The sequence below is a fragment of the Leclercia sp. 119287 genome (assembly GCF_009734485.1).
Taxonomy (GTDB): domain Bacteria; phylum Pseudomonadota; class Gammaproteobacteria; order Enterobacterales; family Enterobacteriaceae; genus Enterobacter; species Enterobacter adecarboxylatus_C.
This window is the reverse complement of the sequence record NZ_CP046445.1, coordinates 4595817-4619290: the sequence shown is the minus strand read 5'-3', so window position 1 is coordinate 4619290 and position 23474 is coordinate 4595817. Positions and strand designations below refer to the sequence as shown.

Here is a 23474-nt window from a genome sequence, read left to right as displayed (position 1 = left end):
TTCAGAGTGTACCTGAGAAGGTGCGCTGCGAAGTTTTGCTCTTTAAAAATCTGGATCAAGCTGAAAATTGAAACGACGCGCCGTATCTGTTCTCCGAAACAGGAACAGATAAGCGGTGTGTCAGAGTCTCTCAAATTTTCGCAAGTCGATGATGAATCGAAAGAAACATCTTCGGGTTGTGAGGTTAAGCGACCAAGCGTACACGGTGGATGCCTAGGCAGTCAGAGGCGATGAAGGACGTGCTAATCTGCGATAAGCGTCGGTAAGGTGATATGAACCGTTATAACCGACGATTTCCGAATGGGGAAACCCAGTGTGACTCGTCACACTATCGTTAAGTGAATACATAGCTTAACGAAGCGAACCAGGGGAACTGAAACATCTAAGTACCCTGAGGAAAAGAAATCAACCGAGATTCCCCCAGTAGCGGCGAGCGAACGGGGAGCAGCCCAGAACCTGAATCAGCGTATGTATTAGTGGAAGCGTCTGGAAAGTCGCAGGGTACAGGGTGATACTCCCGTACACAAAAATACATGCACTGTGAGTTCGAAGAGTAGGGCGGGACACGTGGTATCCTGTCTGAATATGGGGGGACCATCCTCCAAGGCTAAATACTCCTGACTGACCGATAGTGAACCAGTACCGTGAGGGAAAGGCGAAAAGAACCCCGGCGAGGGGAGTGAAAAAGAACCTGAAACCGTGTACGTACAAGCAGTGGGAGCACCCTTGTGGTGTGACTGCGTACCTTTTGTATAATGGGTCAGCGACTTATATTCTGTAGCAAGGTTAACCGTATAGGGGAGCCGAAGGGAAACCGAGTCTTAACTGGGCGTTAAGTTGCAGGGTATAGACCCGAAACCCGGTGATCTAGCCATGGGCAGGTTGAAGGTTGGGTAACACTAACTGGAGGACCGAACCGACTAATGTTGAAAAATTAGCGGATGACCTGTGGCTGGGGGTGAAAGGCCAATCAAACCGGGAGATAGCTGGTTCTCCCCGAAAGCTATTTAGGTAGCGCCTCGTGAACTCATCTCCGGGGGTAGAGCACTGTTTCGGCTAGGGGGCCATCCCGGCTTACCAACCCGATGCAAACTGCGAATACCGGAGAATGTTATCACGGGAGACACACGGCGGGTGCTAACGTCCGTCGTGAAGAGGGAAACAACCCAGACCGCCAGCTAAGGTCCCAAAGTCATGGTTAAGTGGGAAACGATGTGGGAAGGCACAGACAGCCAGGATGTTGGCTTAGAAGCAGCCATCATTTAAAGAAAGCGTAATAGCTCACTGGTCGAGTCGGCCTGCGCGGAAGATGTAACGGGGCTAAACCATGCACCGAAGCTGCGGCAGCGACACTATGTGTTGTTGGGTAGGGGAGCGTTCTGTAAGCCGTTGAAGGTGTGCTGTGAGGCATGCTGGAGGTATCAGAAGTGCGAATGCTGACATAAGTAACGATAAAGCGGGTGAAAAACCCGCTCGCCGGAAGACCAAGGGTTCCTGTCCAACGTTAATCGGGGCAGGGTGAGTCGACCCCTAAGGCGAGGCCGAAAGGCGTAGTCGATGGGAAACAGGTTAATATTCCTGTACTCGGTGTTACTGCGAAGGGGGGACGGAGAAGGCTATGTTGGCCGGGCGACGGTTGTCCCGGTTTAAGCATGTAGGCGGAGGTTCCAGGTAAATCCGGAACCTTACTAACGCTGAGATGTGATGACGAGGCACTACGGTGCTGAAGCAACAAATGCCCTGCTTCCAGGAAAAGCCTCTAAGCATCAGGTAACATCAAATCGTACCCCAAACCGACACAGGTGGTCAGGTAGAGAATACCAAGGCGCTTGAGAGAACTCGGGTGAAGGAACTAGGCAAAATGGTGCCGTAACTTCGGGAGAAGGCACGCTGATGTGTAGGTGAAGCCCCTGCGGGTGGAGCTGAAATCAGTCGAAGATACCAGCTGGCTGCAACTGTTTATTAAAAACACAGCACTGTGCAAACACGAAAGTGGACGTATACGGTGTGACGCCTGCCCGGTGCCGGAAGGTTAATTGATGGGGTTAGCGGCAACGCGAAGCTCTTGATCGAAGCCCCGGTAAACGGCGGCCGTAACTATAACGGTCCTAAGGTAGCGAAATTCCTTGTCGGGTAAGTTCCGACCTGCACGAATGGCGTAATGATGGCCAGGCTGTCTCCACCCGAGACTCAGTGAAATTGAAATCGCTGTGAAGATGCAGTGTACCCGCGGCAAGACGGAAAGACCCCGTGAACCTTTACTATAGCTTGACACTGAACACTGGTCCTTGATGTGTAGGATAGGTGGGAGGCTTTGAAGCGTGGACGCCAGTCTGCGTGGAGCCATCCTTGAAATACCACCCTTTAATGGCTGGTGTTCTAACGTAGACCCGTTACCCGGGTTGCGGACAGTGTCTGGTGGGTAGTTTGACTGGGGCGGTCTCCTCCTAAAGAGTAACGGAGGAGCACGAAGGTTAGCTAATCCTGGTCGGACATCAGGAGGTTAGTGCAATGGCATAAGCTAGCTTGACTGCGAGAGTGACGGCTCGAGCAGGTGCGAAAGCAGGTCATAGTGATCCGGTGGTTCTGTATGGAAGGGCCATCGCTCAACGGATAAAAGGTACTCCGGGGATAACAGGCTGATACCGCCCAAGAGTTCATATCGACGGCGGTGTTTGGCACCTCGATGTCGGCTCATCACATCCTGGGGCTGAAGTAGGTCCCAAGGGTACGGCTGTTCGCCGTTTAAAGTGGTACGCGAGCTGGGTTTAGAACGTCGTGAGACAGTTCGGTCCCTATCTGCCGTGGGCGCTGGAGAATTGAGGGGGGCTGCTCCTAGTACGAGAGGACCGGAGTGGACGCATCACTGGTGTTCGGGTTGTCATGCCAATGGCACTGCCCGGTAGCTAAATGCGGAAGAGATAAGTGCTGAAAGCATCTAAGCACGAAACTTGCCCCGAGATGAGTTCTCCCTGAGCCTTTAAGGCTCCTGAAGGAACGTTGAAGACGACGACGTTGATAGGTCGGGTGTGTAAGCGCAGCGATGCGTTGAGCTAACCGATACTAATGAACCGTGAGGCTTAACCTTACAACGCCGAAGCTGTTTCGGCGGATTTGAGAGATTTTCAGCTGATACAGATTAGTCACTGCGCCTGCGGGCGGGGTGAACAACAGAATTTGCCTGGCGGCTGTAGCGCGGTGGTCCCACCTGACCCCATGCCGAACTCAGAAGTGAAACGCCGTAGCGCCGATGGTAGTGTGGGGCCTCCCCATGCGAGAATAGGGAACTGCCAGGCATCAAATCATGCGAAAGCCCATCCTCCCGGATGGGCTTTTTGCGTTGCGCCGGGAACCCCCCCGGGCGGCGGCTGCGCCTTATCCGGCCTACAACACCCCCTGGCCCGGCAATTCCAGCCGACAAAGATCCCCCGATGGGGTAAACTATCCCGGTTTTTGCATCTGGATAGCCTCTATGAATCACTCCCTTAAGCCCTGGAATACCTTCGGTATCGACCGAAATGCCCGACAGATCGTGCGAGCCGACGATGTGCAGCAGCTGCTGGCCGCATGGAATCATGCCACGCAACACCACCAACCTGTTCTTATTCTGGGCGAGGGCAGTAACGTTCTCTTTCTGGAAGATTTTTCCGGCACGGTGATCGTTAACCGCATCCGTGGGATCGCGGTTGAAGAGACGCAAGAATGCTGGCGTCTGCACGTGGGTGCCGGAGAAAACTGGCACGATCTGGTGCAATTTACCCTTGAACACAACATGCCGGGGCTGGAAAACCTTGCCCTGATCCCTGGCTGCGCCGGTTCATCCCCTATTCAGAATATTGGTGCCTACGGTATTGAACTCAAAAACGTCTGTGAATATGTAGACTGTATCGAGCTGGCTACCGGTGAAGCACGTCGTTTACAAGCTGATGAATGCCGTTTCGGCTACCGCGACAGCATTTTCAAACATGAATATCAGGACAAATATGTCATCGTCGCGGTCGGTCTGCGCCTGACAAAAAACTGGAAGCCGGTTCTCTCCTACGGTGATTTAACCCGTCTGGATCCCGCTACTGTGACCGCGAAAGAGATTTTTACGGCAGTTTGCCAGATGCGCATGAGCAAATTGCCCGATCCGAGAGTGAATGGTAATGCCGGGAGTTTCTTTAAAAACCCGGTGATCGGCGCCGAAAATGCGCAAACATTGCTTGCCCAGTGGCCGAATGCGCCGCACTATCCGCAGGCAGATGGCAGCGTTAAGCTGGCTGCTGGCTGGTTGATCGATCAGTGTCAGCTCAAAGGCACCACCTTTGGCGGCGCGGCGGTACATCGCCAGCAGGCGCTGGTGCTTATCAACGAAAACAATGCGACCAGCGATGACGTCGTGCAGCTGGCCCATCAGGTGCGTCAGCGCGTGGGTGAGAAGTTCAATGTCTGGCTGGAGCCGGAAGTGCGCTTTATCGGGCATCACGGTGAAGTGAACGCGGTGGAGACCATTGCATGAAAGACCATACTGTCCCCCTGAAGCTGATCGCCATTCTGGCCGACGGCGATTTTCATTCCGGTGAACAGCTCGGTGAACAGCTGGGAATGAGCCGTGCCGCCATAAACAAGCATATTCAGACCCTGCGCGACTGGGGTGTGGATGTCTTTACCGTGCCGGGCAAAGGCTACAGCCTGCCGGAGCCGGTTCAGCTGTTGAATGAAGCTTTTATCCACAGTCAGATTGTCGATAACAGCGTCGCCGTTCTGCCGGTGATTGATTCCACCAACCAGTATCTGCTCAACAGGCTCAACGAACTGAAGTCAGGCGACAGCTGTGTGGCTGAGTACCAGCAGGCAGGTCGCGGTCGCCGGGGACGTAGATGGTTTTCGCCTTTTGGCGCCAACCTCTACCTGTCTATGTACTGGCGTCTGGAGCAGGGGCCCGCTGCCGCCATCGGTCTTAGCCTGGTGATTGGTATTGTGCTGGCAGAGGTCCTGCAATCCCTTGGTGCTGACGACGTGCGGGTGAAGTGGCCAAACGATCTCTATCTTAAGGATCGCAAACTGGCCGGCATTCTGGTCGAACTGACGGGTAAAACCGGTGATGCGGCGCAGATCGTGATGGGTGCCGGGATCAATCTGGTGATGCGTAACGTGCAGGCAGACGATATCAATCAGGGCTGGATCAACCTGCAGGAAGCGGGGATCGCCATCGATCGTAACGTCCTGGCGGTGCAGGTCATCAATGAGCTGCGTCACTCGCTGAAAATCTTCGAACAGGAAGGGTTAACGCCGTTCCTGCCTCGCTGGGAGAAGCTGGATAATTTTGTTCACCGTCCGGTGAAGCTCATTATCGGCGATAAAGAGATCTACGGCACCTCGCGGGGTATTAACGAGCAGGGCGCACTGTTGCTGGAGCAGGATGGAGTTATAAAACCCTGGGTAGGTGGTGAGATTTCACTGCGCAGCGCCGAATAAGGTACCAGGCTGCAGCCCCCGTTATACGGGGCTGTAACCGGCCTGAACAACCGCTCCACACCCTGTGCAGAGCGGGAACCAGAATAATCCCTAAACGGTTGGTTACACTCTCTTAAATACATCACGATAAGGTATACTCTGAAAGCAGCGGGGTAACAGTTGATTAACCTGCGTTTCGCGTTTCTGGAGATTCATTTTGCGTGTCAGCCGCTCTTTAACTATCAAACAAATGGCGATGGTGACTGCCGTCACTATGGTGTTTGTTTTTGTCTTTTGCGTCATTTTGCTGTTTCATGCCATTCAGCAGAATCGCTACAACACGGCTTCGCAACTCGAAAGTATTGCCCGCTCAATCCGTGAGCCCCTTTCTGCGGCTATTCTTAAGGGCGACATTCCCCAGGCGGAATCCATTATTAAGAGCATCAGGCCGGCAGGCGTCGTCAGCCAGGCCGATGTGGTGCTGCCCAATCAGTTTCAGGCGCTGCGCATGAACTTTATTCCGGAGCGTCCGGTACCGGTGATGGTGAAGCGCCTGTTTGAGCTGCCGGTACAAATCTCGCTGCCGGTCTATTCCCTGCAGCGTCCGGCGAACCCGCAGCCGCTGGCCTATCTGGTGCTGCAATCGGACTCCTGGCGAATGTACAAATTCGTGATCAGTTGGGTCTCAACGTTGGTAACCACTTACTTATTGTTGACGCTGATGCTCACCGTGGCGCTGACCTGGTGCATCAACCGGCTGATCGTCCACCCGCTGCGCCGGATTGCCCGCGAGCTGGATACCCTTTCGCCGCAGCAGCAGATCGGGCATCAGCTACCCGTCCCTCGTCTGCATCATGACGACGAAATTGGCATGCTGGTACGCAGCTACAATCTGAACCAGCAGCGCATGATGCGCCAGCATGAAGAGCTCAACCACAACGCCACCCGCTTCGCAGTGTCGGATCTGCCCAACAAGGCATTTCTGATGGCGTTGCTGGAGCAGGCGGTAAAACGCCAGCAGACTACCGCGCTGATGGTGGTGGCCTGTGAAACCCTGCAGGACACCGCTGGCGTGCTGAAGGAGAGCCAGCGGGAAATGGTGCTGCTGACGCTGGTCGAAAAGCTCAAATCCGTACTGGCACCGCGGATGGTGCTGACCCAGGTAAGCGCCTATGACTTTGTGATTATCGCCAATGGCGTCAAAGAACCGTGGCACGCCATTACGCTAGGTCAGCAAGTACTTACTGTTATAAATGAACGGTTGCCGGTACAGGGGATCCAGCTGCGCCCGAGCGCCAGTATCGGCATCGCCATGTTTAACGGCAACCTGACCGGCGAGCAGCTCTACCGCCGGGCATTCTCTGCCGCATTTACTGCCCGGCAGAAAGGAAAGAACCAGATCCAGTTCTTCGAACCGGAGCAGATGGAGAAGGCGCAGCAGCGGCTCTCAGAAGAGAACGATATTCTGACCGCGCTGGACCACAACCACTTCGCTATCTGGCTACAGCCACAGGTGGATCTGCATACCGGCAAGGTAAGGAGCGCTGAAGCGCTGCTGCGGATGCGCCAGGCCGATGGCAGCTGGGAGCTCCCGGAAGGGCTGATCGACCGCATTGAAAACTGCGGTCTGATTGTGACCGTAGGTCACTGGGTGCTGGAGGAGTCCTGCCGTTTGCTGTCAGCCTGGCAGTCGCGGGGAATAATGATGCCATTGTCGGTTAACCTGTCGGCATTACAGCTGATGCACCCGAACATGGTCCCGGAGCTGCTGGAGATGATCGGTCGCTACCGCATCCAGCCTGATACCCTGATACTGGAAGTGACCGAGAGCCGTCGGATCGACGATCCTAACGAAGCCGTGGCAATACTCCGCCCGCTACGTAATGCCGGCGTGCGCATTGCGCTGGACGATTTTGGCATGGGGTACGCCGGGCTGCGTCAACTCCAGCATATGAAAACCCTGCCGGTAGACGTGCTGAAAATCGATAAGGCCTTTGTCGAGGAGCTGCCTGACGACAGCAGCATGGTAGAGGCGATTATCCAGATGGCGCACAGCCTGAAGCTGGAGATTATCGCCGAGGGTGTCGAGACCGACGCTCAGCGACGCTGGCTGGCTGAGGCCGGGGTGGAGTGCGGACAGGGATTTTTGTTTGCTAAAGCCGTTCCAGGCGATGTTTTTGAAAGCCGTTATCTTCACCAGAATGACAATCACACAGTTGAATGAAATGTTGCTGGCTTGTGCGAGCCAGCTCAAGTTTCTTAACATTTGTGTTTCAAATTCAGCCTGAGCTTCTATTTGTCCTGATTATTGGGTGCTATTTTAAGGCCGCAGGTGAGCAGTAACCCTACACTGCCTGCGGTTTTTCTTCCCAAGGACATCTTATGAAAACCTCTCTCTTCAGAAGTCTTTATTTTCAGGTCTTAACCGCCATCGCCATCGGTATTCTGCTTGGCCATTACTACCCTGAATTAGGCACCCAAATGAAACCGCTTGGCGATGCCTTCGTTAAGCTGATTAAGATGGTGATCGCTCCGGTTATATTCTGTACCGTCGTGACCGGCATCGCAGGCATGGAAAGCATGAAAGCCGTGGGCCGCACGGGTGCGGTTGCGCTTCTCTATTTTGAAGTGGTCAGCACCCTCGCGCTGATCATCGGCTTGATCATTGTGAACGTGGTTCAGCCAGGCGCGGGTATGAACGTTGACCCCTCGACGCTGGATGCGAAAGCGGTGGCGGTCTACGCCGAGCAGGCGAAGGATCAGGGCGTGGTCGCCTTCCTGCTGGATGTGATCCCCGGCAGCGTGATTGGCGCCTTCGCCAGCGGCAACATCCTGCAGGTGCTGTTGTTCGCCGTGATGTTTGGCTTTGCTCTGCATCGCCTCGGCAGCAAAGGCCAGCTGATTTTCAACGTGATTGAAAGCTTCTCGCAGGTCATCTTCGGCATTATCAACATGATTATGCGCCTGGCACCGATCGGAGCCTTCGGGGCGATGGCCTTTACCATCGGCAAATATGGCGTTGGCACCCTGGTACAGCTCGGCCAGCTGATCATCTGCTTCTATATTACCTGTATCCTGTTTGTGGTCGTGGTGCTGGGCAGTATTGCGCGCGCCACAGGCTTCAACATCTTTAAGTTCATCCGCTATATTCGTGAAGAGCTGCTGATCGTGCTGGGTACTTCCTCGTCCGAATCGGCTTTGCCGCGCATGCTCGACAAGATGGAGAAGCTGGGCTGCCGTAAATCGGTGGTGGGGCTGGTTATCCCGACCGGTTACTCCTTTAACCTTGATGGCACCTCGATCTACCTGACGATGGCGGCGGTGTTTATCGCTCAGGCCACCAACAGCCATATGGATATCTTCCATCAGATCACGCTACTGGTAGTGCTTCTGCTCTCCTCGAAAGGCGCAGCAGGGGTGACGGGCAGCGGCTTTATCGTGCTGGCAGCCACCATCTCTGCGGTAGGGCACCTGCCGGTAGCCGGGCTGGCGCTGATCCTCGGTATTGACCGCTTTATGTCTGAAGCCCGCGCGCTGACCAACCTGGTGGGTAACGGCGTGGCGACCATCGTGGTGGCGAAGTGGGTGAAAGAGCTGGACCACAAAAAACTCGACGATACGCTGAATAATCGTGCGCCAGACGGCAAAACACAGGGTTTGTCCTCCTAAAATCTTCTCTCTGGCCCGCATTCCCTTGTCGGGGTGCGGGCTCCTGCGCATAATGGCCCTGAATACTTGTCATAATCGGACAAGATTTATTTCGGGTATATTTCACTTCTTGCCGTGACGTTTCGCTTCACGCGCGGTCTAATCGGAGTGTTTTGAACATCATCTTTAGAGTGCGACAGGGCGTGTGGCACTCTTTATAACCAGGAATGTTGATCAGGGGTTCACATGCAGGGCACAAAAATTCGACTCTTAACCGGCGGTTTGCTCATGATGGCAGCAGCCAGTTACGTGCAGGCTGACGCGCTCCAGCCGGACCCGGCCTGGCAACAGGGTACGCTGGCGAACGGTTTTCAGTGGCAGGTTTTAGCCACACCACAACGCCCCAGCGACCGCATTGAAATCCGCCTTTCCGTCAATACCGGCTCCCTGACCGAGAGTACGCAACAGAGCGGTTTCAGCCATTTTCTTCCCCGTCTGGCGCTGACCCAAAGCGGCAGCCTGCAGGCCGTACAGGTTCGTTCACTGTGGCAACAGGGTATTGACCCTAAGCGTCCTTTGCCGCCTGCCGTTGTCTCCTATGACTACACCATGTTTAACCTCAGCCTGCCAAACAACCGTAACGATCTGCTCAAAGAGGCGTTGACCTGGCTGTCCGATACCGCCGGTAGCGTCTCGATTACGCCTGAAACCGTGAATTATGCCCTGAGCAACAGCGATATGGTGGCGACCTGGCCGGCGGATACCAAAGAGGGCTGGTGGCGCTATCGCCTGAAAGGCTCTGCGCTGCTGGGCCACGATCCGGCGGAGCCGCTGAAACAACCGGTTGATATCGAGCAGGTCAAATCGTTCTACCAGACCTGGTACACCCCGGACGCCATGACCCTGATTGTGGTCGGCAACATTGATAGCCGCTCGGTGATCGAGCAGATTAGCAAAACCTTTGGCGAGCTGAAGGGCAAACGCAGTACCCCTGCGCCGGTACCCACCCTGTCGCCGCTGCGTGCAGAGCCGGTCAGCATCATGACCGATGCCGTGCGTCAGGAGCGACTCTCTATTATGTGGGACAGCCCGTGGCAGCCGATTCGCGAATCTGCCGCGCTGCTGCGTTACTGGCGCGCCGATTTAGCCCGTGAGGCGCTGTTCTGGCACGTTCAGCAAACCCTGAGCAAGAACAACGCCAAAGACATTGGTCTGGGCTTTGATTGCCGGGTGCTGTTCCAGCGCGCCCAGTGCGCCATTAACGTGGAGTCGCCGGGCGACAAGCTGAACGCCAATATGGCGGTGGTCGCCAAAGAGCTGGCGAAGGTGCGTGAGAACGGCCTGAGCGAAGAGGAGTTCAACGCGCTGGTGGCGCAGAAAAACCTCGAGCTGCAAAAACTGTTCGCCACCTATGCCCGGACCGATACCGATATTCTGATCAGCCAGCGTATTCGCTCGCTGCAAAACCAGGTGGTGGATATCGCGCCGGAGCAGTATCAGAAACTGCGTCAGGACTTCCTTAACAGCCTGACCGCAGAGATGCTGAGCCAGGATCTGCGTCAGCAGCTTTCACAGGATATGTCGCTGATTCTGATGCAGCCGAAAGGCGAGCCGGAATACAACATGAAGGATCTGCAGGCGACGTGGGATGGGATTATGGCACCCGCGAAATAAAAGCAAAAAGGCAACGTAAGTTGCCTTTTTTAATGTTTGCTCCCTCGGACTAAAGGAGAGGGTTGGGACGAGGGCACCAGACCGCAGTTATGCAGGCATCGCCTCACGCGGGATGATCGCGCCGCGATACTGAATCACCGTGCTGGCGGTCAGATGGCCGCGCTGCGCTGCCGCTTCCGGGGTTCCGCCCGTCAGACGCACCGCAAGATAACCGGCGCTGAAGGAGTCACCCGCCGCGGTGGTATCAATCACTTTCTCTTTCGCCAGCTTCACCGCAGGCACGTCAACAACCGCTTCCCCGGCAACCGCCACCAGGCAGGAGTCTGCCCCGCGCTTAATCACGACTTCAGATACACCAGCAGCCTGAGTACGGGCGATCACCTCATCAACCGGCTTTTCGCCCCACAGGGCATCTTCGTCATCGAGGGTTAAGAAGGCGATATCGGTGCATTCAAGCATGCGGGTATAAACCTGCTGCGTCTCTTCGCGGCTGGCCCACAGGCGTGGACGGTAGTTATTGTCGAAAATCACCTTTCCGCCGTTGGCGCGGCATTCGCGCAGCAGGGAGAAGAGTTTTTCACGGCTGTTTGGGCTGAGGATCGCCAGGCTGATGCCGCTCAGGTAGAGATAGTCAAAGTGGGCCAGCGTTTCGCAGATGCGATCGGCGCTGTCGCTCTCCAGCCAGAATTTGGCGGCGGCTTCGTTACGCCAGTAGTAGAAGGTACGCTCGCCGGTGCTGTCGGTCTCAATGTAATAGAGACCCGGCAGGCGGTTTTCCATCCGCTGGGTCAGAGAGATATCAACGTTTTCACTCTGCCAGGCGTCCAGCATCTGCTGGCTGAAATTATCCGTGCCCAGGGCAGTCACATAGTTGACCGCCAGCGCATCAGCATCAACCTGACGGGCAATATACACCGAGGTGTTTAAGGTATCGCCACCAAAGCCACGGTTCACTTCCGCGCCTTTCTGGGACAGTTCGATCATACATTCGCCGATCACGGCAATTTTCTTAGACATAGTCGTGAACCTGAACAGTTAAATTAGCGCTAGTGTGCGCTGCAGCCCGGGAGCGGTCAACTGTATTAAAACGACGTTCCATTATTTTTTTGAACCCGGACAAGTTTCGGGGAAGTTTCAGATCCCAGATTTTAATATTCGTCCGCAACCGAACATAAAGTTCTCTTAGCCCGGGCCGATAATCCTTTGACCAGTCCCGACAGGCTCTTCCCTATTCAACAGGATATCTGAAATGAAGTTAAGGCAGGACATCCAGCTGCTGAGCATCCCTGAGGCAAGTATTGAGAACTTGCAGGAACATCGCTACTGGCTGCAATGTCAGCGTGCTTATACTTATCAGCCCATTTACCGCACCGACGGTAAACTGATGGCGATCGAGATCCTGACCGTCGTGACCCATCCCTCCAACCCGGCACAGCGGATCGCCCCGGATCGCTATTTTGCGGAACTGCCGGTGCGCCACCGCCTGGATATCCTTGAAGAGCAGCTCAGCATGCTGACGGCAAAACAGGACTTCTTCGCCGACAACAGCATTCTGGCCTCGGTCAACGTTGATGGTCCAACCCTGCTGGCGGTGCGTCAGGATGAGAGCCTGCAGAAGCTGATTCAACAGCTGCCGTGGCTGCGCTTTGAGCTGGTGGAGCACGTGCGTCTGCCGCAGGACTCCTCGTTTGCCACCATGTGCGAATTTGGCCCCCTGTGGCTGGACGACTTTGGCACCGGCATGGCGAACTTCTCCGCCCTGAGCGAAGTGCGTTACGACTACATCAAAGTGGCGCGGGACCTGTTCATTATGCTGCGTCAGACCCCGGAAGGCCGCAACCTGTTCACGCTGTTATTACAGCTCATGAACCGCTACTGCCAGGGCGTGATTGTCGAAGGTGTCGAGACGCTGGAAGAGTGGCGCGATGTGCAAAACTCACCCGCCGCCGCCGCGCAGGGCTATTTCCTTTCCCGTCCGGTACCGATGGAGACGCTCGACAACGTTATCATCACTCTGTAATCCCTGGCTGCTTCCCATAATAGCGCGTGGTTAACGCGTTATTACCGGACGCTGCCGCCCCTTTTTTGCTTGTCTGAACTATATTCATGACTGGCAAGGTAAAAAGGGAAATATGGGATGACAAAAACAGCGAAGATTATCACCTGGTCCGGGGGGGTCTTCTTGTTGCTGATTGTGGTGCTCATTGTCGTGATCGCGACATTTGACTGGAACCGCCTCAAACCGACCATCAACCAGAAAGTCTCGACTGAACTCAACCGTCCATTCGCCATTCGCGGCGATCTGGGCGTTGTATGGGAGCGCCAGAAGGGCGAAACGGGCTGGCGCAGCTGGGTCCCATGGCCACACGTGCATGCCGACGACGTTATTCTCGGCAACCCACCCGATATTCCTGAAATCACTATGGTGCATCTGCCGCGCGTCGAAGCCACGCTGGCCCCGCTGTCGCTGCTGACCAAAACGGTCTATCTGCCGTGGATCAAACTCCAGAAGCCCGATGCCCGGCTGATCCGCCTGTCGGAGAAGACCAACAACTGGACCTTTGATTTTGCCGATAGCAAAGACAAAGAGGCCGCAGCTAAACCCTCGTCCTGGTCGTTCCGTCTCGACAACATTATTTTCGATCGCGGGCGCGTCACCATTGACGATACGGTGAGCAAAGCCAACCTCGAAATCTTCGTCGATCCGCTGGGTAAAGCGCTGCCTTTTAGCGAAGTCACCGGCGCGAAGGGCAAAGATGATAAAGGCAAAGTGGGCGATTACGTCTTTGGCCTGAAAGCCGAGGGGCGTTACAACGATCAGCCTCTGAAAGGTAGCGGCAAAATTGGCGGCATGCTGGCCCTGCGCAGCGAAGGCACTCCCTTCCCGGTGCAGGCCGATTTCCGCTCCGGCAACACCCGGGTGGCCTTTGTCGGCACGGTGAGCGATCCCATGAAGATGGGCGGGGTCGATCTGCGCCTCAAATTCTCCGGGGATTCGCTGGGCGAGCTGTACGAACTGACCGGGGTACTGCTCCCGGATACCCCACCGTTTGAAACCGACGGCCATCTGGTGGCAAAAATCGATCCTGAAAAATCGTCCGTCTATGACTACCGCGACTTCAATGGCCGGATCGGTGACAGCGATATTCATGGCTCGCTGACCTACAGCACCGGTAAACCACGGCCGAAGCTGGAAGGCGACATGGAGTCCCGGCAGCTGAGGCTGGCCGATCTGGGGCCGCTGATTGGCGTTGACTCCGGCAAAGGCACCAAGGCGCAGAAGGTGAGAAAGGAGGCACCGCCGTCAGGGAAAGTGCTGCCTAACGACCGCTTCGAAACCGATAAATGGGATGTGATGGATGCCGACGTGCGCTTCAAGGGGCGTCGAATCGAGCACGGCAGCAGCCTGCCGCTCAGCGATCTCTCGACCCATATCATTCTCAAAAATGCTGACCTGCAGCTGAAGCCGCTGAAATTTGGCATGGCGGGCGGGACGATCTCGGCCAACATCAAGCTGGAAGGTGACAAGAAACCGATGCGCGGCCAGGCGGAGATCCAGGCCCGCCGGCTGAAGCTTAAACAGCTGATGCCCGATGTGGAGCTGATGCAAAAAACCCTCGGGGAGATGAACGGCGATGCGACCATCCGTGGCACGGGTAACTCCGTGGCGGCCCTGCTGGGCAACGGTAACGGTAACCTGAAGCTGCTGATGAACGATGGGCTGGTCAGCCGCAACCTGATGGAGATCCTCGGGCTTAACGTCGGTAACTTCCTGGTCGGGCAGATTTTTGGTGACGATGAGGTGAGGGTCAACTGTGCGGCGGCCAATATCGACCTGGTCAACGGTGTTGCCCGTCCGCAGATTTTTGCTTTTGATACTGAAAATGCGGTGATCAACATTACCGGCACGGCCAGCATGGCTTCTGAGCAGCTGGATCTGACGATTAACCCTGAAAGTAAAGGCATTCGCATCGTGACGCTGCGCTCGCCGTTGTACGTACGCGGTAGCTTTAAAGATCCGGATGCGGGAGTGAAGGCGGGGCCGTTGATTGCGCGTGGTGCGGTGGCTGCGGCGCTGGCAACGCTGGTGACGCCAGCGGCAGCACTGCTGGCGCTCATTTCCCCGTCAGAGGGGCAGGCCAATCAGTGTCAGGTGATTCTGTCGCAGATGAAGAAATAGAGCGGGGGTTTTGCCCGGCGGCGCGTTGCTTGCCGGGCATGGGTGTTATTCACCCTCTCCCTTTGGGAGAGGGTAGTTTGAATTACAATGATTGATGGCGGGTCTCGTGGGTCAGCAGCAGGGCAATCAGCGTCAGCGCCGCCATTGCCGCCAGGTAGAACCCGACATACGCCAGACCGTAGTTCGCCTGCAGCCAGGTGGCGATATACGGCGCTACAGAGGCCCCCAGAATCGAGGAGACGTTATAGGAGAATGACGCTCCGGTATAACGTACTTCAGTTGGGAACAGCTCTGGCAGCAGCGCACCCATCGGACCGAACGTCAGCCCCATCAGGCTCAGACCAATCAGCAGATAAGCCATCACCAGCGCCGGGTTACCGGAACCCAGCAGCGGCGGGAAGACGAACAGCGCAAACAGAATGATCAGTGAAGTGATAACGATCATGCTCGGGCGACGACCAAAGCGGTCAGCCAGCAGCCCGGCAATCGGCACCATCACGCCAAAACCAATCACCGCCATCATCAGCATCCACAGCACTTCGTTACGCGGCAGACCCAGACCCACAGGCGCAGCGGTGGTGCTGAAGGTCATGGAGTAGACGGTCATGATGTAGAACAGCGTATAGGTCGCCAGCATGATGAAGGTACCGAGCACCGTCACGCGGACGTGTTTGGTCAGCAGCGTGCCGAGCGGGATTTTTACCTGTTTCTTCGCGGCGGCCACTTTGGCGAACACCGGGGTCTCATGCAGGGAGACGCGCACATACAGGCCGATCAGCACCAGCACCGCCGAGAAGATAAACGGAATACGCCAGCCCCAGGTCATGAACTGCTCGTCGGTCAGCAGCCAGGAGAGCAGCAGGAAGGTGCCGTTGGCAAAGAAGAAGCCAATCGGCGCGCCCAGCTGCGGGAAGGAGCCGTACAGCGCGCGCTTGCGCGGTGGCGCATTCTCGGTGGCCAGCAGTGCCGCGCCGCCCCATTCACCGCCCAGACCCAGACCCTGACCAAAACGTGCCAGCGCCAGCAGCAGCGGAGCCAGAATACCGATGGTTTCGTAGGTCGGCAGCAAGCCGATGGCGACAGTAGAGATCCCCATGGTCAGCAGCGAGGCGACCAGCGTCACCTTACGCCCGACGCGATCGCCGAAGTGGCCGAACAGCGCTGAACCAATAGGACGTGCGATAAAGGCGATGGCGAAGGTCGCCAGCGACTGCAGGGTAGCCGCCGTCGGGTCGCCCTGCGGGAAGAAGATATGCGGGAAAACGATGACCGCAGCGGTCGCGTAAATATAGAAGTCGAAGAATTCGATGGCGGTGCCAATCAGCGATGCGACGACGACTTTATTGCGCGAGTTAACCGGGGCGTTTTCCTGCTCTGAATTGAGTGTTGTGGCTGTGGCTTGCATAAACTTTTCTTATTTTTGGCGAACGAAAGGCCATATTACGCACAGCAAAAGCGACATTTCAATCTGTAACAAACGCAGCGAATGGCGAAAAAGCCGGCAAAAAGTGAATAATTTTCAGACCTGGAAATTCACATCTATGAAATGCTTCACAGAAATTAATACTTAGAGGATAAAACTGGTTTTTGGTTAAATAAAAGTTACAGGCTGGATTTATATGCTGAAATGATGAATCGGGCTGAAATATTGCATTCTTATCCAGCCCGATGAGGTGCTTAACGGTGTGTTTTGCCGGGCATTCTTCGGTCATCCGGGTACTGGGCGGTGGCGATCCACGCCGCGCAGAACAGCGTCAGCCTGGCGAAGAAGTAGAAGAAGGCCATCAACCCCAGCACGGAGCCGAATGCCGCCCCGGATGGAGAAGACACCAGCGACGGAAGGGTGTAGGTCATGACAATTTTGATCACCTCAAAACCAATCGCGGCAATGAAGGTGCCGCGGATCAGCGCTTTGCGCCGCGGCCGGTGGCGCGGCAGACGCCAGAAGATCCAGAAGAACAGCAGATAGTTCGCCAGCATCGAGATCGCCAGCCCCACCAGATGCCAGACGGGCTTCAGCCACTCGATGGTATCGAGATAAAGCGCAGAGATAATCATCTGCTGCGCTGCGCCTGCCGCAGAGGTGATGGAGAGGGTGATAATCAGCGCCACCAGCAGGCCAATCAGCGAAACGAAATCGCGGAAATACTTGATCCAGATTTTCTCCTCATCCTGTGGTTTACGCTCCCAGACGTCACGCGACTGGGCGCGGATCGCTTCCCGCAGGTTGCCCATCCAGTTAATGCCGGAGTAGAGCGCCACAAACAGCCCGACAATCCCCACGGTGGTACGCTGCTGTACGGCGGTGCTGATGGTGCTTTTCAGGGTGGCCGCCAGCGTTGGATCGCTGACGTTCTGCAGAATTTTACCGAAGATGTCCTGCAGCAGGGTCGGGTGCGACACCAGAATGAAACCCGCCGCGGCAAAAGAGAGCATCAGGATGGGGATCATCGACAAAAATGAGAAGTAGGTGATCGCCGCGCCAAACTGATTGCCCAGTCGATCGTTAAACCGCTCGGTGGCACGCAGCAGGTGGGCAATGACCGGCTGCTGCTGAATCAGCTGGAAGGCGTCCTTCGCTTTGTCCAGCAGGCTCCCCGTTTTACGTATAGAGGTGACTTTAGGTTCAGCCGGCGGAGGCGGACTGTTTTCCAGTTTTTTAATCGGTTCGAAGTCCAGATCATGGATGGGGCGTTGCTCACTATTTTCCGGCGTCACGCGCACTTTCCTTATTGATTAGCGGGAGGTCCTTAAAATTATAGCCTGCACTCAGTCAACGTACGCTTTCATGATATCCGTGAGCCAGGCCATAAACAGATGAACCCGGCGGGAGAGGTTGCGGCGGTGGGGATAGATGAGCGACACCGGCATCGGTCGTGCGCGGTACTGCGGCAGGATCTCCAGCAGCTTTTTGGTGCGCAGCGCGTCACGCACGCCTACCCGCGGTGCCTGAATAATCCCCAGCCCGGCGAGTGCCGAAGCGTTATAAGTCTCGGTAGTGTTGACCGTCAACACGCCGCCGGTTTTAACCCAGTGGCTCGCCTCGCCGTCATAGTATTCGAAACCCTGTGACCGGGTGCCAGGGTGCGCCGCGTAGTGCACTACCGCATGGGAGGCTAAATCCTCCAGCCCGTCGGGATAGCCGAAACGCGACAGATAATCGGGGCTGGCGCAGTTGATTACCGACAGCCTGCCAAGCGGCCGGGCAATTAAGCCGGAATCCTTCAGGGTGCCAACGCGCACCACGCAGTCGAACCCTTCCCGCACCACATCCACCAGCCGGTCGCTGCTGCTCAGCTCCAGTTCTATGCCGGGATACTGTTGTAGAAAAAGCGGCAGGCGAGGGATGACTAAATTTCGCGCAACGCTTACGGGCATATCCACCCGCAGTCTTCCGCTGACGCTGGCAGGGTCGTGCAAAAAAAGACCATCCAGTTCATCCATGTTAGTCAGCAGATCTTTGGCCCGCTCGTAATAGACCATTCCGTCCTGAGTCAGACTGACGCGCCGCGTGGTGCGGTGCAGCAGTCGGGTGCCAAGCCCGTTCTCCAGGGCCTGGATCTGACGGGATACGCTACCTTTAGGAAGGCCCAGTGAGTCTGCTGCCCGGGAAAAACTCTCCAGTTCAGCGACGCGAATGAACAACTGCATTGCCTGAATTTTATCCATAGGGAGCACTCATTGTTGTTGGATATGAAACAGTGAAGCGTTGCTAGCCATATTTATTGATTTTCTATCACCTAATAAGCTCTTTCTCAATCACCACCACAGCCGAAACGAGGTTTCTTATGACTGAACGTATTGCATTAGTGACTGGCGGCAGCCGCGGGCTCGGTAAAAACGCGGCGCTGAAGCTGGCAGACAAAGGTGTCGGGATCCTCCTGACCTGGAACCGTAGCCAGCAGGAGGCGCTCGAAGTTGTGCGCGAAATTGAGCTAAAAGGGGTAAAGGCGGCGGCATTGCAGCTGAACGTCGGGGAAGTTGCCAGCTTCGACGCCTTTACCGGACAGGTGAGGGAAACATTGCATTCGGTATGGCAGCGCAACAGCTTCGATTATTTGTTGAACAACGCAGGCGTGGGTTTATACGCCCCTTATGTTGAGACCACCGAAGCGCAGTTTGATGAGGTGATGAACATCCATTTCAAGGGCCCCTTCTTCCTGACGCAGTGCCTGTTACCCTTGATAAAAAACGGCGGGCGGATCCTGAATGTCTCCTCCGGTCTGGCACGTTTCACTCTGCCGGGCTCGAGCACCTACGCGGCGATGAAAGGGGCGATGGAAGTGCTTACCCGCTATCAGGCAAAAGAGCTGGGGGCGCGTGGGATCACGGCCAATATTATTGCTCCCGGCGCCATTGAAACTGACTTTGGCGGCGGGCGCGTGCGCGATAACAAGGAGTTGAACCAGCACATTGCTTCACAGACGGCGCTGGGGCGCGTCGGGCTGCCGGACGACATTGGCGATGCAATTGCGGCCCTGCTTAGCGACGAGCTTGGCTGGATGAATGCGCAGCGGATTGAACTCTCCGGGGGAATGTTTCTGTAACCTAGTGCCGGGGAGGGATCCCCACGGCACCCTTAGCGGTACTCTTTCTTTAACAGCCCAAACAGCCAGTCGTTGTGCCACTGGCCTGCCAGCCAGTAGCTTTCGCGCAGTTCCCCTTCCAGCACAAACCCCACTTTTTCCAGCAGGCGTTTCGAGGCCACATTGCCTGCCGTTACCGTGGCGGTTAAGCGGCGAATGCCTCCCTGGCCGAAGGCGTAATCGCACACCGCCTGTAAGGACTCAAAGCCGTAGCCTTTTCCCTGGGCCAGGGGAGCAAACAAGAATCCCACTTCGGCGCAATCCTCATCATGATGAATATACCCGGTGACCCCGAGCGGCATCTGGCTGGTATTATCGCGCACCACCAGGCACAGCCAGCGATCGCTGCCCGGCGACCATGCCGGCAGACGCGCATCAAAAGCCTCGCGAATGGCCTCCTCCGGGCGGGCTTCGGCCACGTAGCGCATCACATCGGGGTGCTGCTGAAGCGAGAGAAAAAAGGGCCAGTCTCCTTCCTGTAGCGGGGAGCAGGTTAAACGCGGGGTGTGCAATACAGGCATGCCAGGTCTCCGGAACTTTTGTAAATGATTTTAACATTATCACTGAAATAGTGACCGTTATCGGTTATGTTTAATCTGGTATAACCACTTGAAAAAAGACCGCTCTCCGACAGCTGCCTCTGCATATGTGCGCAGCACGTAAAGGAAAATGATGACCCTCAGTAAATCGCACCTGATCCGCGAGCAGTTCGAACGCTGTCTGGGAATTATTCGTCAGGCCTCCGTGGAAATTCTGCTCCTGTTAAAGGTGCACGTTGCCGAAGGCAAAGATCCCCGTTGGTTCCTTGAGCAGCTCGATTCCGCCAGGCTGGCGCTGGGGGGCTGGGCGAGGGTGGCAAAGCAGCTCAACCTGAACGATGCGGAACTGTCGCAGTTCACCTTACAGTTGCGGCTGTTACAGCAGCGAGTGCCGCAGTATGAAAGTGGACAGGATGTAAGCGACAACCAGCTGATCGCCGCGACGCGCTTTGTGACGGCGCTTGAACATTTGCGTTTGCAGCAGCCGCTGCTGACCTACAGTACGGAAATGGGCCCCAGCGATGAGCTACGTCAGCAGCACGCACAAAAGCAGGTGCGGGCGCTGGAGCTGATGATTAAAGGGCTGATTATGCAGGCGTGGCCGGATCCGACGCGCCTGAATAATCACCTGAAAACCCTGTTCAGCGCCGATCGGGTGCGCGGCTGGCTGCGGCAGGGGGAACGTAATGACGCACTCGGCGGCATGATGTTCAGCGAGCTGGCCCTGATGCTGGTGGATAAAAAAGAGTATTCCCGCTCCTACTCGGCGCTGTTCAGCGATCCGTCTCTGCTGACGCTGATGGTGGAGCCGCGTAAAACGCTCCAGTCCTTTCTTGATGATATCCGCCTGATCCGCAACAACATCATTGCCAGCCAGCCGCTGACCTCAGCGCAGACGTTGCTGCTGGATAACTACTATGCCCAGATCGCCGGTCCCGTGCAGCGGGCATTTGAAGAGGGCCGCACCGCCGTCAACCCGGCCGGGCTGATGGCTGAAGGCGTTCACGAGCTGAATCTCTTCTGGGAGAACGCGCGCAAAAAAAATAAAGCCACTGGCGACGATATTTTTGAGGTGCGCGATACCATTGATAAACCGAACCGTCGGCCTGCGCGCACTCCGGAGCAGCGCGATTACCTGATTTCCGTCGTGCTATGGGGCGCGGTTGGGGTCATGGTGATGGGGATGATGATGATGGGCACCTGGCTGTTAATTGAAAGCAGCGCCCCGACCCAGGCGGCCAGTACCGTAGCGCCCGTGAAGGCAGTGGTGGAAGAGATGCGCGAGACGCCTTCCTCCCGCGAAACGCTGACGCGGATGGGTGTCACCTGGGATGAGAATAACTTCCGCGCGGCGATAGACCGCAACGATACCCGGGTGGCACTGTTGTTCCTGAAAGCGGGGATGAACTGGAAACTCTCCTGGACGGAGCATGCGCTCTCCGTCGGCCATCGCGAGGTACTGGAGGTCCTGATGCGCTATCGTCTGCAAATGGCGCAGCCAAAGCCTTGTCGGCAGTTTATTACCAACCTCGGCCATGCGATGTCAGCAGGGCAACCGCTGACGGGCCTGCGTAAGGAGTATCTCCAGGCATTTTGTACCGTCCCGGCGGTGGTTGAACGTCAGCGACGCGAGATGGATCAGGCGAAGCGGCGGGCACAGGCGCAGCCGAACGAAAGCACTAAAAAATGGCAGTCGATCCAGACGGCCATTTATGAAGTGATTCGCTGAGAGGTCGGGGAGTTACGGCTCCCCATACAGGCCAATCAGGCGGCGAACCACGCCGTTGGTCCAGCCAAACCCGTCCTGCAGGGGGTACTCACCCCCGCCCCCTTCGCGAGGCTGGCTGCTGGCGATGTGGTACTTCTCAATCAGCTTGTAGTGCGTCTTGTAGAAATGGTTAACCGTCTGCAGCCAGCTCCAGGCGATTTCATCCCCCAGCGAGTCGTTGCCGTACTGCTTGAAGCCCTGGATTGCCATCCACTGCAATGGCGCCCAGCCGTTGGGTTTATCCCACTGCTCGCCGGTTTCGTACTCGGTAGCCAGAATACCGCCCGGCGTCAGCAGGCGGGCTTTTACGGCATCCGACAGACGTTCAGCCTGCTCGTGGGTGGCCATACCGACGTACAGCGGCACAATGCTGGCGGCAGAAAAGAGCGCCAGTGCCTCCCGGCGCCAGTCGTAATCGCGATAGCAGCCGTTTTCCTCATCCCACAAATAGCGGTTTACCGCCGCGCGACGATCGCTCGCCTTCTGGCGGAAGATCTCTGCCGTCTCTTTGTCCCCCTTCGAGGCCGAGATATTGGCGATGGCGCTCTCCAGCTTGAACAGGAAGGCGTTGAGATCGATTGGGATAAACTGGGTGGTACGAATACTCGCCAGCCGGCTCGGATCCCGCAGCCAGCGCGAGGAGTAGTCCCAGCCGGAAGCGGCCCCGGCGCGCAGATCGCGATAAACCTCGTTAGGCGGACGACCGGAGTGGCGGGCGGTTTCAACGTCCTCTATCCAGGATTCGTCCCGCGGAGTGTCGCGGTCATCCCAGTAGCGGTTAAGCAGAGAGCCATCCGGCATGCGCACCGCGCTGCGGTAGGCCTGGTTGAGCAGCAGCGACTCCGCGCCGTCCATCCAGAAGGCATACTCCATTTTCAGGTGATCCAGATAGCGCTTGGCGCCGCGCACGCCGTCCTCTTCAAACAGCTCAACCATCAGGGCAAACACCGGCGGCTGAGAGCGGCTCAGATAGTAGGTGCGGTTGCCGTTGGGAATATGGCCGTAGCGTTCAATCATCCACGCAAAGTTGTCCGCCATGCACTTAAGCATGTCGTGGCGTCCGCTTTCGGCCAGCCCCAGCATGGTGAAATAGGAGTCCCAGTAGTAGGTTTCGCTGAATCGCCCGCCGGGCACAATATAGGCCTGCGGCAGCGCCAGCAGCGACGACCAGGGGATGTGATCCTGCGGCTCACGGGTCAGCACCGGCCACAGGTTGTCGATATGTTCCTTGAGCGAGAGGGACGGATCGGAAACATACTCGCTCGACAGGACTTCCGGCAGCCAGAAGTGATTCTCCACAAACTGGCGCAGATTGAAGTCCCGGTGACGTCTTACCTTACGGTAGCGGATGAGGATATCGAGCGGATCCATTTTTGGTGCGCAGTCGGGGAAAGTTTTGCTGTCGGCAAACAGTCGCGTCGACTGCACATGCTCAAAGAGCTCAAGGTAGCGATCGGCAGGGGTGAGCGCATCGGATGCGGGCAGCCCTTCAATCATTTCTGGTTCCGGCTCCGCCTCGAGCATTTCATCCAGTTTTAACTCGCAGGGATCGATTTCGTAGAGAAGTTCTTGTTCTATATCGAACTCTACGGTCTCTACAGTGCGTATATTCTGGTTGAACATGGTGGTCAGGACCTCCG

At 56.3% G+C, this 23474-nt stretch carries 14 protein-coding genes, 2 rRNA genes and 1 pseudogene; 11 read left to right on the top strand and 6 right to left on the bottom strand.

The window, feature by feature from the left end; translation table 11 throughout:
• Positions 1 to 182 precede the first annotated feature (182 nt).
• The 7 genes and pseudogenes from GNG27_RS22245 to GNG27_RS22215 all read left to right on the top strand — a co-directional run.
• Positions 183 to 3088: ribosomal RNA gene (locus tag GNG27_RS22245) — 23S ribosomal RNA — on the top strand.
• Between the two features lie 92 nt (positions 3089 to 3180).
• A 5S ribosomal RNA gene (gene rrf / locus GNG27_RS22240) occupies positions 3181 to 3296 on the top strand.
• A gap of 176 nt (positions 3297 to 3472) precedes the next feature.
• Complete coding sequence (gene murB / locus GNG27_RS22235; RefSeq protein ID WP_156264841.1) at positions 3473 to 4501, top strand: UDP-N-acetylmuramate dehydrogenase; 1029 nt, start codon at positions 3473 to 3475, stop codon at positions 4499 to 4501.
• Complete coding sequence (gene birA, locus GNG27_RS22230) at positions 4498 to 5460, top strand: bifunctional biotin--[acetyl-CoA-carboxylase] ligase/biotin operon repressor BirA (RefSeq protein WP_156264840.1); 963 nt, start codon at positions 4498 to 4500, stop codon at positions 5458 to 5460. The genes murB and birA overlap by 4 nt, the downstream gene beginning before the upstream one ends.
• A 196-nt stretch (positions 5461 to 5656) precedes the next feature.
• Positions 5657 to 7663, top strand: coding sequence for a biofilm formation regulator HmsP (gene hmsP / locus GNG27_RS22225; RefSeq protein WP_231600416.1), 2007 nt, complete (start codon positions 5657 to 5659; stop codon positions 7661 to 7663).
• A gap of 158 nt (positions 7664 to 7821) precedes the next feature.
• Entirely contained in the window at positions 7822 to 9108 is a 1287-nt protein-coding gene (dctA, locus tag GNG27_RS22220) for a C4-dicarboxylate transporter DctC (protein ID WP_156264838.1), read from the top strand.
• Between the two features lie 225 nt (positions 9109 to 9333).
• A pseudogene (locus tag GNG27_RS22215) lies at positions 9334 to 10752 on the top strand (M16 family metallopeptidase); the annotation flags it as partial.
• 96 nt (positions 10753 to 10848) lie between these two features.
• Here the strand turns inward: GNG27_RS22215 and GNG27_RS22210 are convergent.
• On the bottom strand, positions 10849 to 11778 hold the full coding sequence (locus tag GNG27_RS22210; RefSeq protein WP_156264836.1) for a sugar kinase: 930 nt from the start codon (positions 11776 to 11778) through the stop codon (positions 10849 to 10851).
• 232 nt (positions 11779 to 12010) lie between these two features.
• Here GNG27_RS22210 and pdeH point away from each other — a divergent pair, with 232 nt between their 5' ends.
• Together pdeH and GNG27_RS22200 are read left to right on the top strand one after the other, a co-directional pair.
• A complete protein-coding gene (gene pdeH, locus GNG27_RS22205; RefSeq protein WP_142487477.1) occupies positions 12011 to 12781 on the top strand; it encodes a cyclic-guanylate-specific phosphodiesterase in 771 nt (256 codons plus the stop codon).
• Positions 12782 to 12898: 117 nt separating this feature from the next.
• On the top strand, positions 12899 to 14941 hold the full coding sequence (locus GNG27_RS22200) for an AsmA family protein (protein WP_142487476.1): 2043 nt from the start codon (positions 12899 to 12901) through the stop codon (positions 14939 to 14941).
• An 82-nt stretch (positions 14942 to 15023) separates the two neighbouring features.
• Here the strand turns inward: GNG27_RS22200 and GNG27_RS22195 are convergent, their stop codons facing one another.
• From GNG27_RS22195 to GNG27_RS22185, 3 genes are all read right to left on the bottom strand, one after another.
• On the bottom strand, positions 15024 to 16346 hold the full coding sequence (locus GNG27_RS22195) for an MFS transporter (RefSeq protein WP_142487475.1): 1323 nt from the start codon (positions 16344 to 16346) through the stop codon (positions 15024 to 15026).
• Positions 16347 to 16618: 272 nt separating this feature from the next.
• The gene (gene yhjD / locus GNG27_RS22190; protein WP_156264835.1) at positions 16619 to 17659 is read right to left on the bottom strand and encodes an inner membrane protein YhjD; all 1041 of its coding nucleotides are present in this window, start codon (positions 17657 to 17659) and stop codon (positions 16619 to 16621) included.
• 51 nt (positions 17660 to 17710) lie between these two features.
• Positions 17711 to 18610, bottom strand: coding sequence for a LysR family transcriptional regulator (locus GNG27_RS22185; RefSeq protein ID WP_142487472.1), 900 nt, complete (start codon positions 18608 to 18610; stop codon positions 17711 to 17713).
• A gap of 119 nt (positions 18611 to 18729) precedes the next feature.
• Between GNG27_RS22185 and GNG27_RS22180 the strand changes: the two genes are divergently transcribed.
• Complete coding sequence (locus tag GNG27_RS22180; protein ID WP_142487471.1) at positions 18730 to 19488, top strand: SDR family NAD(P)-dependent oxidoreductase; 759 nt, start codon at positions 18730 to 18732, stop codon at positions 19486 to 19488.
• A 32-nt stretch (positions 19489 to 19520) separates the two neighbouring features.
• On the opposite strand, the gene GNG27_RS22175 is transcribed toward GNG27_RS22180, so the two are convergent.
• A complete protein-coding gene (locus GNG27_RS22175) occupies positions 19521 to 20048 on the bottom strand; it encodes a GNAT family N-acetyltransferase (protein ID WP_142487470.1) in 528 nt (175 codons plus the stop codon).
• 151 nt (positions 20049 to 20199) lie between these two features.
• Here GNG27_RS22175 and GNG27_RS22170 point away from each other — a divergent pair, with 151 nt between their 5' ends.
• Positions 20200 to 21795 (top strand): STY4199 family HEPN domain-containing protein, encoded by a 1596-nt coding sequence (locus GNG27_RS22170; RefSeq protein WP_142487469.1) that lies wholly within the window; start codon positions 20200 to 20202, stop codon positions 21793 to 21795.
• Positions 21796 to 21807: 12 nt separating this feature from the next.
• Here the strand turns inward: GNG27_RS22170 and GNG27_RS22165 are convergent, their stop codons facing one another.
• Positions 21808 to 23457, bottom strand: a complete 1650-nt coding sequence (locus GNG27_RS22165; protein WP_142487468.1) for an alpha,alpha-trehalase — start codon at positions 23455 to 23457, stop codon at positions 21808 to 21810.
• Positions 23458 to 23474: the final 17 nt, after the last annotated feature.

What these genes read in the sequence shown, in the direction of transcription:
- murB (WP_156264841.1), top strand. Translation starts at nt 3,473, where the DNA reads ATGAATCACTCCCTTAAGCCCTGGAATACCTTCGGTATCGACCGAAAT.
- birA (WP_156264840.1), top strand. Translation starts at nt 4,498, where the DNA reads ATGAAAGACCATACTGTCCCCCTGAAGCTGATCGCCATTCTGGCCGAC.
- dctA (WP_156264838.1), top strand. Translation starts at nt 7,822, where the DNA reads ATGAAAACCTCTCTCTTCAGAAGTCTTTATTTTCAGGTCTTAACCGCC.
- GNG27_RS22210 (WP_156264836.1), bottom strand. Translation starts at nt 11,778, where the DNA reads ATGTCTAAGAAAATTGCCGTGATCGGCGAATGTATGATCGAACTGTCC.
- pdeH (WP_142487477.1), top strand. Translation starts at nt 12,011, where the DNA reads ATGAAGTTAAGGCAGGACATCCAGCTGCTGAGCATCCCTGAGGCAAGT.
- GNG27_RS22200 (WP_142487476.1), top strand. Translation starts at nt 12,899, where the DNA reads ATGACAAAAACAGCGAAGATTATCACCTGGTCCGGGGGGGTCTTCTTG.
- GNG27_RS22195 (WP_142487475.1), bottom strand. Translation starts at nt 16,346, where the DNA reads ATGCAAGCCACAGCCACAACACTCAATTCAGAGCAGGAAAACGCCCCG.
- GNG27_RS22185 (WP_142487472.1), bottom strand. Translation starts at nt 18,610, where the DNA reads ATGGATAAAATTCAGGCAATGCAGTTGTTCATTCGCGTCGCTGAACTG.
- GNG27_RS22180 (WP_142487471.1), top strand. Translation starts at nt 18,730, where the DNA reads ATGACTGAACGTATTGCATTAGTGACTGGCGGCAGCCGCGGGCTCGGT.
- GNG27_RS22175 (WP_142487470.1), bottom strand. Translation starts at nt 20,048, where the DNA reads ATGCCTGTATTGCACACCCCGCGTTTAACCTGCTCCCCGCTACAGGAA.
- GNG27_RS22170 (WP_142487469.1), top strand. Translation starts at nt 20,200, where the DNA reads ATGACCCTCAGTAAATCGCACCTGATCCGCGAGCAGTTCGAACGCTGT.
- GNG27_RS22165 (WP_142487468.1), bottom strand. Translation starts at nt 23,457, where the DNA reads ATGTTCAACCAGAATATACGCACTGTAGAGACCGTAGAGTTCGATATA.